Origin of the sequence: Acinetobacter silvestris (assembly GCF_002135235.1) — a bacterium.
Taxonomy (GTDB): Bacteria; Pseudomonadota; Gammaproteobacteria; order Pseudomonadales; family Moraxellaceae; genus Acinetobacter; species Acinetobacter silvestris.
In genome coordinates this window covers 102,224-114,467 of the sequence record NZ_NEGB01000002.1, presented here as the reverse complement: position 1 = coordinate 114,467, position 12,244 = coordinate 102,224, and the positions used below count along the sequence as shown (strand labels likewise).

At 31.7% G+C, this 12,244-nt stretch carries 7 protein-coding genes and 2 pseudogenes; 6 read left to right on the top strand and 3 right to left on the bottom strand.

Features of this window, described 5'->3' with window-relative positions; all coding sequences use genetic code 11:
- The first annotated feature begins 49 nt into the window (after positions 1 to 49).
- The 4 genes from B9T28_RS03945 to B9T28_RS03930 all read left to right on the top strand — a co-directional run bounded on the left by B9T28_RS03945 (position 50) and on the right by B9T28_RS03930 (position 5,913).
- The gene (locus B9T28_RS03945) at positions 50 to 1,198 is read left to right on the top strand and encodes a hypothetical protein (protein ID WP_086202661.1); all 1,149 of its coding nucleotides are present in this window, start codon (positions 50 to 52) and stop codon (positions 1,196 to 1,198) included.
- Positions 1,199 to 1,306: 108 nt separating this feature from the next.
- Complete coding sequence (locus tag B9T28_RS03940) at positions 1,307 to 1,909, top strand: hypothetical protein (protein ID WP_086202660.1); 603 nt, start codon at positions 1,307 to 1,309, stop codon at positions 1,907 to 1,909.
- A 333-nt stretch (positions 1,910 to 2,242) separates the two neighbouring features.
- Positions 2,243 to 3,979: a DUF262 domain-containing protein gene (locus B9T28_RS03935; protein ID WP_086202659.1), complete on the top strand. Its 1,737-nt coding sequence runs from the start codon at positions 2,243 to 2,245 to the stop codon at positions 3,977 to 3,979.
- Between the two features lie 11 nt (positions 3,980 to 3,990).
- On the top strand, positions 3,991 to 5,913 hold the full coding sequence (locus tag B9T28_RS03930; RefSeq protein WP_086202658.1) for a GmrSD restriction endonuclease domain-containing protein: 1,923 nt from the start codon (positions 3,991 to 3,993) through the stop codon (positions 5,911 to 5,913).
- Between the two features lie 58 nt (positions 5,914 to 5,971).
- On the opposite strand, the gene B9T28_RS03925 is transcribed toward B9T28_RS03930, so the two are convergent.
- From B9T28_RS03925 to B9T28_RS03910, 3 genes and pseudogenes are all read right to left on the bottom strand, one after another.
- The gene (locus B9T28_RS03925) at positions 5,972 to 8,239 is read right to left on the bottom strand and encodes an ankyrin repeat domain-containing protein (protein WP_086202657.1); all 2,268 of its coding nucleotides are present in this window, start codon (positions 8,237 to 8,239) and stop codon (positions 5,972 to 5,974) included.
- A 437-nt stretch (positions 8,240 to 8,676) separates the two neighbouring features.
- Positions 8,677 to 9,921, bottom strand: a complete 1,245-nt coding sequence (locus tag B9T28_RS03915) for a tyrosine-type recombinase/integrase (RefSeq protein WP_086202655.1) — start codon at positions 9,919 to 9,921, stop codon at positions 8,677 to 8,679.
- Positions 9,922 to 10,252: 331 nt separating this feature from the next.
- A pseudogene (locus B9T28_RS03910) lies at positions 10,253 to 10,393 on the bottom strand (type I restriction enzyme endonuclease domain-containing protein); the annotation flags it as partial.
- Between the two features lie 200 nt (positions 10,394 to 10,593).
- Between B9T28_RS03910 and B9T28_RS03905 the strand changes: the two are divergent.
- The gene (locus B9T28_RS03905) at positions 10,594 to 11,547 is read left to right on the top strand and encodes a hypothetical protein (protein ID WP_086202654.1); all 954 of its coding nucleotides are present in this window, start codon (positions 10,594 to 10,596) and stop codon (positions 11,545 to 11,547) included.
- Positions 11,548 to 11,973: 426 nt separating this feature from the next.
- Positions 11,974 to 12,036: pseudogene (locus tag B9T28_RS15120) on the top strand (ESPR domain-containing protein); the annotation flags it as partial.
- Between the last annotated feature and the right edge of the window lie 208 nt (positions 12,037 to 12,244).

Genomic DNA, 12,244 nt, shown 5'->3' with positions numbered 1-12,244 from the left:
AGGCTTATAATTATATTAAAGAGCATTACTAACAAAACAAGGAGTAAAAATGAAATTTTTCTATCCTCAAGAAATCTTAATTGATTATATGGAAAAAAATAATAGATCAATCGGTATAAATAATCCCGAATTTAGAATATTTGAAAATTTGAGAAAAAAACAGCACGAAGCACTCTATTTGTTAGATAAAATTTATAACGATTCATCTAGTATAGAGTATGAGTTAAAAACAACTATTGTAGAATCAATGATAGTTAAATTAGGTTCAATGATTGATTTATCAAAATTAATTTATTCTAAAACATATCTTCAAGCATTATTGGATTTAGATGCGAATGAGCACAAAAATGTTTCATATATATTTAAAAATAAAAATATAAAGAATGGTAAGGAGATTGATTATCTTAGATTGTGTAGGGCACATATCAATGATCTTTCTAAAGATAATGATTATAAATTTTTGGAAAAAAATAAGGATTTTTTTAAAAACTTTAGAGGGATAAGGAATAGATTGGTTCATGGAGGTGCTAATATATTAATATTTGAAACTAAATCAGTTGATTTTGATGTTTTAGATTACAAGAGAGACTCTTATATTGATTATTCTTCTTTATATTTTAATGCATTAAGTGAAAGCCTTTTAACTGTTAATGCATTTAAATTTTTCTCATATTATTTTTCATTGATAAATTTTTATTGTTTAGATCTTTTTATGCTTTTAATTGAAAGACTAAATCAAAAAGGGCTTAAAAGTTATGATTTAAGTCTTGAGCAGGTTGAAGTTAAATATGATTTTAAGGAAAGTGATTTTGACTTATCAACCAAAAAATACTCAGATATATTACAGCAGGCAGAGTCTTATAAAGAATGTCTTTATGATAGAGATAAAAATTTATTACGCACAGTAGTCGAATTACCAGATCGAAAATTGATGACAGATGTTAAGGATAATTACCAAGAGATCATAATCAAATCCATATGTGATTCCTCAAGTCTTACATATAATATTAATATATTGGCTGATAAGATAGAACTCAATGTATTAAGAAATATGGAATATGATCATCATTGGGAGGGTTTACCAATGAAATTTATCAATAATAAATTAAGCTTGATTAAATCTAGTCCTAACAGTGAAAAAACACATATTATTTATACATTTGATCAAAATCCATTAATTAATGTTTTTGGAACTTGACGTACTTCTTATAGATATGAGAACTTAGAAGGAGAACATAAGTTGATATACAGTTGACATTCATTTGTCTCGCTTCGGCCTTTATGGTCACTTACTGTGAGAAAACTTATGTTCCAACTAGAAAATTTACATAAAACTCAACTAGCCCTACATGTTAATTTGGGGCTTAATCAGCAATTGATTGAAAGCATATTGTGTATTGCATTTGGATATTCAGTATTGCAGGATTTAATTGAGGATTTTCAAGATGGGTTGATGGATGACGCTAGTGACCCATCTTACAATGAAGAGTTAAATCAAATTTGTGATATGGGCGTGGTTAGAAAAATTGATGACTTATTGCGACAATTTGGAATATTTAATCCTAATTTAGCACATCAAGTTATTAGTTTAATCTATTCACATTTTGTACCTAATTGTTCGTACTGTGGGAGAGAACATCATTCAGTAATGAATTTTGTTAGACCAGTTGCATATCATGATGGTTATACGCAATTTCAATATTGGGTATGTGATTCATGTGTTACACAATCTCGTAGAGAAATGAATGTTGGAATTGGCTTTTGCTGGTGTTGTGGTGATCAACCACATGACATTCGTGATCTGAATAATCAAAATGAGTGCCCAATTCATTATGGTGAATCTTCATACAGTGAGGAAGAACTAGAAGATATGGAATCTTATATTGAGTATCACACGAAAGACAGTTGAGTACAGTAAAAGGGGGGAACATAGTTCCTCCCTTTTTTTATTGTGTAAATTTAGAAATATTTTTTATAATTAATAGCTTATACCTCTATAATGGTATGAGTTTTAATTTTTTAAAAGTATATTTTTCTTATAGCGAAGATTAGTACTTAACCAAATTATAAGTTAAGACTCACGATGATTTTGTAGAAACATGTTTAGGGATTGGTGATGACATCTATGCTCAAGAGAGGGGGTGAAAACCAATTTGTATAAATAAATTTTATGTAAGATGAATAAATTATAGTTATTAAGTTACTTTGTTTTTTTAATTTTAGATGATACTTTCGGGGCAACATGAACACTTCTCTTCTTATTGAACCAATGAATATCCAACAACTGTTGGATAAAAATTTCTTTATACCTGCCTATCAACGTGGATATCGATGGACTCCACAACAGATTAAAGACTTTTTAAATGATATAAATGAATTTGAACCAAAAATAAATGAGAATGGTGAAAAATCTTGGTATTGCCTACAGCCCTTAGTACTTAAGCCAATGGATATCGAATCTGTGAATATAAATAGATTAGATGTTGAAAAAAATTGGTATGAGGTCATTGATGGACAACAGCGATTAACAACTATTTTTTTATTAATTCATTACATCAATGAGATGTGGAAAGGTAAATTTAAGCATAAAGAGTTCACATTAAAGTATCAAACTCGTCAATTTAGTTCTGATTTTTTAACTAATTTAGCAATTGATACCACTAATAATGATAGAATTATAAATGATCAAAATATTGATTTCTTTTTTATAAGTAATGCTTATCAAACAATTCATGAATGGGCGGAATCACTCGAATTAACAGGTCAGTTAAATTCAGCTGAACTAGAATCAAAATTCGTTCATTACACAAAAGTAATTTGGTATGAGACTGATAGTGACTCAGTAGAAGTCTTTACTCGTTTAAATGTAGGTAAAATTCCATTAACTAATGCTGAATTAATCAAAGCATTATTTTTAAATAAAACTAACTTTATTGAGTTGAATGATAAAGATAAAGCTAAAATTAGATTACAACAAATTGAAATATCAACCGAATGGGATCGAATGGAATATGCCTTACAGCATGATTCTTTCTGGTACTTTTTAACTGATAGAAAACAGTTAACAACACGTATTGATTTAATTTTTAATTTAATATCAAAAAAGCATGCTAAAAATGATGATTATTTTACATTTAGATATTTTTCAGAAAGGCTGAAAAAAGAAAAAATCAAGAATGTTTGGCGTGAAGTTAAACAGTGTTTCCAAACTCTCGAAGAGTGGTATAAAGATAGAACGCTATATCATAAAATTGGCTATTTAATCAGTATAGGTTTTAATATTGATGAAATTTATACATTAAACAAGGATACAACTAAGATTGAATTCCTTAATGTAATAAATAAGAAAATAATTGAATATTTACCAAATAATGATTTGAATGAATTGCAATATAGGTCTGAAAAAATACGCCCAATTCTATTATTTCATAATGTGCAAACTTTCTTAAATAATAAAAATGAAACTACAAGATTTCCATTTGATCGCTTTAAAAAAGAAAAATGGGATGTTGAACACATCACTGCACTAGCCGATCAACCACCAAGATCTGATCAGCATAAGAAAGACTGGATAAAAGAAATTTTGGATAATATTTCAAATTTAAATTTAGATTCTCATCTTCACAATAAACTTCTTGAAGTCCAAAGTGATTTATCACAGTTTGATGAATTTTTCATTCAATTTATGGAGTCATTCCAAGGGCAAGGTTTGGATGTCAACTCGATTGATAATCTAGTTTTATTAGATTCGTCAACGAATAGAAGTTACAAAAACTCAGTATTTCCTATTAAAAGAAAGAAGATTATTCAAAGAGAGAAAACTGGTACATTTGTGCCTATCTGCACAAAAAATGTATTTATGAAATTTTATAGCACTGATGTAGAGCAAATGAGTTTTTGGGGGGAGAAAGACCGGGAGCAATATTTAACTGATATTGAAGAAACAATTAGTTCTCTCAAAAACTCTCAATTAGCTTAAGGAATTAGACAGTGTTAAATAAACAAACCGCAGAAAAAATATCTTTTTGGAATCTTATTCAATCAAATAAAATTGAAATCCCAATTATTCAACGGGATTATGCTCAAGGGCGTCTAGAGCAAGAAAAAGTCAGAACACGGTTTCTACATGCACTTTATACTTCATTAAATGAAGAAAAATTTATCGAGCTCGACTTTGTTTATGGCAGTCAAGTCGATGATGCTCTACAACTTTTAGATGGGCAGCAACGGTTAACAACATTGTTCTTATTGCACTTTTATTTTGCAAATAAAGATCAAGTTGATGAAAAGTTGAAAAGCAGACTTTTAAACTTCACTTATGAAACTCGAATTAGCTCACGAGAGTTTTGTGAATCATTAGTCAAAGATACTTTTGATATCGCTAATTTAGAAAATGGTAAAAAAATATCTGAATTGATTACCGATAAGCCTTGGTTCTTTTTATCTTGGAAGCAAGATCCTACGATCTCAGCTATGTTAAACATGCTAGATGCTATTCATTCTAAGTTTTATAATATTCGTAATGGATGGAGCAAACTTACAGAACAAAATGTGATTCAATTTTATCATCTAGATTTAGATAATTTTGGTTTATCTGATGATCTTTATATTACGATGAATGCTCGCGGAAAGGCTCTCACTGCATTTGAAAACTTTAAGGCCCTATTAGAAAAACAAATTAGTGATGAGGGGTGGGAAAATAAAGATGCTGAATTTAACCAAAAATTTGCATATAAAATAGATAATCAATGGACAGATTTATTATGGAATTATCGTAATAAAGAAAATTCTATTGATGATTATCTTTTACAATTAATTTCCAATCTATACTTAGTAAATAAAAAAGATCTAGATAACATACAAAAATTGGCAGCTACTCCATCAGCTTTAATTTCTATTCCTTTTGATAAAAGTGCGTTTGAATATTTAGTAAATAGTTTGGATAAATATACTGATATTGATTTTAGCTTAATAGATACTATATTGAATAAGTTAAATTTTTTAAATCTTAAAGATCTAAAAAGTGATATGGTTTTTAGTAACTTTTTTGAACTAATCACTACCTCAACCCACGTTACATATCCACAACGTGTGATGTTCTATGCACAAACTTCTTATTTGATTTCCACATTCGAATTCTCAATAGAATCCTTTTTAGATTGGATGCGTGTTATTCGAAATATTGTTAATAATTCAACAATTGATAACGATGATTCTTTTTTAAGTGCTTTAAACTTGGTGACAGAGTTAGTACCAGGACAAGATAAGATTTATCAATATTTGCAGGATAAATCTATTTCTTCAAAATTCGCAACTAAGCAAGTTGAAGAAGAGAAATTAAAGGCTGCATTGATTATTCATTCTGAAAATAATCGAAAGGCAATTCATGATTTGGAGGACACTTTATTCTGTCGGGGAAGTATTAAAATTTTCTTAGAGTGTTTTAAAGAGTTTGATTATGAGAATTTAAATACATTGCGAAAAAATGTCGTAGAAAAATACCTAACTGAAAAGGATATTTCTAACGACTTTAGGCGTGCATTATTAACTATCGGTGATAATGAATTCTACCAATATTGGTGGTCTATTTTACATGCAGTATCTGCACCTAAACGATGTTTAATAGCGAATACTGAAGATTTAAAATTTCTATTTAGTCGTGATTCAAGTTATTTAAAAGAGCTTTTTAATTTATTGATGAAAAAAGATTTGGGAGAAATTATTGCTGACTATGAAATTCCTCTAGATATGCCGAACTGGAAGAAGCGTTTAATTACTGAGCCAAGTTTGTTGGACTATGCAAAACATCATTATATTGCGATTAAAGATGACGAGTCTTGTTGTTGGCTGATTCCACAAAGTCGAGTTGCTAATAGTGATGTCGGACGTTTGAAATGTAGATTAATTACATAAATAAATAACAGGATAGGCGTCTATCATCAGTGAATTTGCTGATAGACGCTTTTCATTATTATGAAATAGAAATTAATTCTTTTACTCGATTAGCATTAAAAAAATCAACGATCTCATGTAAAAAAACACGACGTCCTTCATCAGCTTTTACATAGCTTTGTTCCAATTGAGCACCATGTTTCAACATAAGATCGACAGCATAAGCATTATCTTTTTCAATAGCTAACATGAAAGGTGTATAGCCTTTGATTGGATGTTGAGCCGTATTTTGATTTGGATCTGCACCATATTGCAAAAGTAACTCGAAAATCTCATAAGCATCACAAATTTTCTTGTCTCCAAGAGAAATTCTTTTTACTTCCTCAAATAATACTTTTCTTGGATCATTGTGTAGGAGCTTTTGAAGCTGATTATAGCTTTCGATATCACTACCTCCATTAGAATGACGTCTAATAGAGTCTGCAAGGTATTTATCATTTGTTTGTTCAACTTTATGGCCATTTAACATGCTGATTACACCTAAATTCTGGTAAAGCATTGAAATGCCGTAAAGGCTAGTAATATTGGGATTAGCGCCATTTTCCAATAACAATTTTGCAAGTTTTGGTAAATTTTTTTCCACAGCAAAATTTAGGGGGCAAGTCTGCTTTTTCGCTGTGCGCTCATTTAAAAGCTCCTTATCAAAACTACATTCCAATACATGTTTAATAAATGCGTATGTTTCATCGGGTTGAGCAGTAACATGATTCAATGCCAATAGAACAATACTTTCTTTATTTGAATTAAGGCCATTTATGTTAGCGCTAGCTTCAATGAGTTTTTTAGCAGTAAGGAAATCCCCGATAGTTACAAAATAGTGAAGCTGAGGCCATTTACGTCTTTGTTCAATATCAATGTAAATGTCCTTATTAAATTTTTTAAAGTCGGGGCTAATATCCATAGGAACTGCAAGGTTACCTATTTTAGGAATTAACTTCTTAATCTCCGTACCTTTGTCACTAAAAGTCTCAGCAGTGAAATATTTAAAGAATCCAACCAGGGTTGCTTCTTTCTCCCATTCTTCAAAAACAAACTCTGTTTTGAAGCGGTCAGGACGTTCGATTGGATCAAATATTCCAACTTTAAGGTCAAATTGGATAGCTAAATTTGAAATCTTTCCAATGAGTTTATTTTGGCTCTCCACTAGTGAAGCAATGCAAATCATCTCATTTAGTAGTACTTCTAAATAACGCATATCACGATATAACAAACCATCTAAGCACAGTTCATATTCAGTGAGAGCTTCCTTAAATTGATATTGATATACCAAATTAATCGCTTTAGCCCAATGTATATATGGGAGGAGATGACCTACTTCTTGATGTTCAGTGAGGTACTTATTGATTTGGTTTACCATCAATATATTAAGCTGAAAAGTTGTTTCACCTGTTGAGCTGTATACCATTGACGCTAAGCGAGTATCAGTTTGATCAATACGTTTGACGTGTGTTCTATCAAAAAATACTTGAGTTAATTTTTGATATGAAAGAGGAATCTCCATTAAAAAAGGAAAATGTGTTTGTGAATTGGCAATAGCCATCGCTCTAAATGTCAGTGCCTGTGTATCGTGTTGCGAAATACGGTGCGACTTCAATTTTTGATTGTGTTGTTCCGCTAAAAAGTGAATAAAGTTTCCATGTTGCAATGAGAATCCATATTTAACTTTTAAGGCTTGTAGTAAGCGTGCAAAACACAACAGTTCATAATGTGCTTGCGATGCTTCATTCTTGTTTAAAAATAAGCGTTTTAATGTTGATGGAGTAGGTAAGGCATCTGGGCGACCAAATTTACTAATGTAATTTTTATCATCAGGACTTAAAACGTCACTTTTCAAAAAGTGAGCAAAGTTTTGGTCAGTATCTTTAAGATAAGCTAAGCTTTCTTTAATAAAGTTGTCACCTTTCCAGTGCTTGGCGATCCCCATTTGTGTAACGCAAAACGTTATGAGTTGATGCAGTGATGGAACTAAGTAATTTGACCATAGGGAAGTACGAATAGACTCAACACCCATTAACGATGTTAGACGAGCATGTAATAGCATAGCATTGTAGCGATCCAATACATTACGCTTGAGTAATGTTGTGAACTGCAAATCTGTACGATTAGAAAACTCTTTTGGGCATAACTGATCTAAAAATAAGTCTACATCATAGTGTGAAGTTAATAGTTTGTTTGACGAACCATCTAAGTGTTTAGAATCCGTCTCTGAGAGTTGGCTCTTGGTATCCATGTGACTAAATAAATCACGAACAATTTCTATAGTTGTTGGAAAGGTATTCTTTGGCATTGTAAAGCTCTGCGTATGTCTGTTTTAAAGTTTAAATAGGCTTTTCGGTCACTAGGTGTACCTGGTATCGTAATCTTTTGTAATTGATTTACAAGCAAAAAATCATGTTTTTTGCCAGGTCTAAAAGATGCGATACCATCCTTGATAAGCTGCCGAATAAATTTGTTCAGTTCTTTGTCATTACTGTACTTTTTCATCGGTAATCCTGGATTAAGGGGATTGCTCCCCTTAATAATTACTTGGCATTACCACGACCACCACCTGATGGGCGACCTGTTGTGCTTGGCCAATTACCACCAGGACCAGGATGAGATGACGGTGGGCGGTTATATTGAGTTTTCATGAAATGAATCCTTTGAAATCATAGCGAATTTGCTATGATTTCAAAGATAGCTAAGTATGATTTTTTATTCTTCTGAGAGAATGGAGTTTAATTTTTAAAACTTAATTTTAGCCTGTTCCAAAACCCAATTCTCATATTTTTGCAGATGTCCTCTAAGCATATCCATAGGCCGATAAGTATAATGTTTTTCCGCTAGAGCACTTGGTTTATGTCCAGAAATCTGTGCTGTGACACCTACAGGAATATCTACCCATTCCGCCAATGACTTAAATGAACGTCTAAGGCCATGAATTGTTAGCTGAATATCTATTTCATTACAGATTTTCTTAAATTCTTTGTATGGATTGACGATGTATCCCGTCGCAGAGGTATTGCTACTAAATATATAAGATGAATCGCTTATTTTTTCTATGTCACGTAATAGCTTTTCAACATACTTAGTCATTGGAATGGTACGACCACTATCTTCAACTTTGTCTTTCAGTTGAATGGTCTTCCACCTAAAATCCAAGTCATCCCACTTAAGTGAAAGGAATTCATCTTTACGAGCACCAGTCAATAAACAACACATATAAAATGTGGCTAGTGCCTTATTTTGAGATTTGAGGACAGTAGAAAACCATATTTCCAGCTGTTCTTTTAGAAGGCAATCTTTTCTTGCTTGAATTGGTTTTACTTTAGATCTTACTTTTTTAGATTTAATGGCATTTGCAGGGGCTATTCCTTGGAATCTATCATCTTCTTCACACCAATTTAAAAAGGCTCTAACGAGACGGAAAGCTTTACTAGCTGAGGTTTCTCGGTAACTATTATTTTGAAGCCAGTCAGAAAAATAGTTGTTATCAAGGTTTGAGAGCTTTTCTTCTAACAATTCAAAAATAGGCTGAGGTTTATAGTTAAATTTTTTGATTTCATCAAAACCGCCTTTTGATAGCAATAAATGGTCAAGATAGGTGCGTTCTCTCCATCTTTCTTTGTTTTCTTCAAGATAAATATTCCAAGCTTCTTTGAATAAAGTTTCTTTTCGTTTTTCAGTCTTAAGATATTCTTGGTCGGATTTAATACGTTTATCTTTTTCAACTTTGGGGTCGATTCCTTGTATACACATTACAGCAAGCTCTTTAGCTTTTTCACGGGCATCGGTTAACCGCCAATCTTTTATGTTTCCTATAGTGATACGTCGAGTTGTTGATCCTACACGGCCTTGAAAGATGTAAGTCTTTTTATTATTAGGAGTTACTTTCACTCCAAAACCGCTAGTCGAGCTATCCCAATAAAAAGATGGCTTAGAATCAGATATACATTCTAGTTTTTCAATAAGTGGTTTTGTAAAATTCATGCCATTAACCTAAAAAAGTAAGCAATTAGTAAGCGTATTAAAGATACTATAAGCAACCTTAAGGGCCAATAGTTGAAAAAGAAAGTTTTGTATCTTATTGTATATATGTATATTTATGGTTTTTAACTTATAGGGTGTAAGGTGGGTCGTAGAACTCATAATCCGTTGGTCCCCAGTTCAAGTCTGGGTGGGCCCACCAAATATTAAACCTTCTAAGTCATGAACTTAGAGGGTTTTTTTATGCAAATTAGAAAAAATATCTTACAGACCTACGGTCTATCTGACGGTCCATCAGTTTAAAAGTCCGATGGACCATCTTATTACTTATGGTTTAGGCATGATTTATTGCTAATTCATTGGCTAACTGTTCAGCTTGCTCAATAACAGTCTCAGTTGCAAGTAATGCCATATCTGGTGGATAACCATACTTTTTCAATAATCTTTTCACGATTACTCTTAACTTGGCCCGAGCTGGGATTCAAATACTGATGATACAATAATTCATAATCTTGATAGCTATCATCATGATTTGAATAACTTAATATCAATTGATTACATTAATAATCTAGAAATCCTTGAATCTTTACGATCTCTAGCTCATTTGATGCGACATAAGAGAAAGGTATTGAATTTGGAAATCTTGTAAGAGGAGTAAACACTTTTCTTCAAGATATGATTCAAGTAAAGGGATTTGGATGTATTAATGATGAGATTGTGGTAAATGATGCTGCGTTAGCTAATCATGCATTTAATTTAGATAAATGCTACCTATATAGTAATTCGAATTACTTAGGGTATCGTCTTAGCAAATCTCTTCCATTATCAAATATCAGTGTTCAAACGTATGAAAATACGAAATATCATAAACTTGAAACTCAATTTATGACATTTAAGCAACATTTAGAGCACATTGAGGCCAGTAAGATATTAGGCGTAGCTCAACGCTTCCTAGTAAATGTTAATGAGCATGATGAAGGAATATACCAGCATGGTCAGTATATTCAACAAAATCCTAAATCAATTCCTTATAGCCCTAAAGATCAGGCAGTAGAGTTTAGCTTGTATTCAGAGATAGCCAAAATTTCAGTATGTGTTGATAACATGAACGATATTCTTAAGATTATGAAGTCTGCAGATTATAGGAAAGTGCGAAAGTTAAGTGAAGCATACAATGATAGTCTTATAATAAAAGCTGTAATGAGACATATCGATCAGAACGTGTTTAAAAGGGTTAAAGCTTTGAAAAGATATGATACTGAGCAGTTAGAAAAGTTGATTAATCAGGGCTTAAAGAAATTAGATAAATGTCATGAAATAGGCTTTATTGGTTCAAAATTACAACATAAGTTTTTCACTTTGGATGAAGAGCATAGATTAGTGATCAGACCTAAACAAGCTGTAAATTTTGTTAATAAATACTGTCAAGTTAGTATTTTAAACAGTAAAAAAATATATGAGCAAAAGATAGTCAATTTTGAGTGTCTTGGATGGGGTGGTTATCAATATCGTGCGCTTTCTTATATGAGTTCTATAACACCACGATGGATTGAATTGAATGGTGAACGATACGATGCTAGTTTGGGTGGCTTAGTAATAAGTGTATCTGAGCTATCTATAGCTGCATAAATTACACCTGTAGACTGCAGATTTATCGGCGGTCTACAGTCAAAACTGGACTTAACCTTGGGGCAAAATGGATACTGGTTAGTTACTGTTTATAAATTATAACAAGTAATTTATCAATATGATTCATTATGAAGTAGCTATTGAGGATGAAATATAAATTTTTCCATTTCCTCGTCTATATTTATAAATAGAATTATTCCATTTTGATCTATAAAAATTCAATCTCATTTGCAATCATGCGGTATGAAAATACTTAGAGATTTATAAGAACTTACAGAATGTAAACTTGTTATAGATAGTTTGGGTAAATGGTGAATTAAATCAAATAAAAATATAAAAAATCACCAATTTCAGGGATATACATTTCTAGCATTATCTGATCTCATGGTTAATATTTGATCTTTTTTTTGTATTTGGGATGTTGAAATGAATAAAATTTACAAAGTCATATGGAATTCAGCATTAAATATTTGGGTCGTTGCACAAGAAAATGCCCGTACTGGAGGTAAAACCTCACACAGTAGTGGCGCATCTTCATTGCCTATAAGAACAGTGTCGAGTGAAATAAGAATAATGACACTGTATAAACCTTTAAGTCGAATGGTAATTGCTTTGTTATGTGCAGGAGTTATTAGTCCCGCAGCTATGGCTACCTGCTCAACCGCTGGGGCGACCATGACTTGCAGCGGTGTGCCGA

Bases quoted from the DNA above. Each gene is read 5' to 3' on its own strand.
- B9T28_RS03905 (WP_086202654.1), top strand. From the start codon at position 10,594: ATGATTCAAGTAAAGGGATTTGGATGTATTAATGATGAGATTGTGGTA.
- B9T28_RS03915 (WP_086202655.1), bottom strand. From the start codon at position 9,921: ATGAATTTTACAAAACCACTTATTGAAAAACTAGAATGTATATCTGAT.
- B9T28_RS03925 (WP_086202657.1), bottom strand. From the start codon at position 8,239: ATGCCAAAGAATACCTTTCCAACAACTATAGAAATTGTTCGTGATTTA.
- B9T28_RS03945 (WP_086202661.1), top strand. From the start codon at position 50: ATGAAATTTTTCTATCCTCAAGAAATCTTAATTGATTATATGGAAAAA.
- B9T28_RS03940 (WP_086202660.1), top strand. From the start codon at position 1,307: ATGTTCCAACTAGAAAATTTACATAAAACTCAACTAGCCCTACATGTT.
- B9T28_RS03935 (WP_086202659.1), top strand. From the start codon at position 2,243: ATGAACACTTCTCTTCTTATTGAACCAATGAATATCCAACAACTGTTG.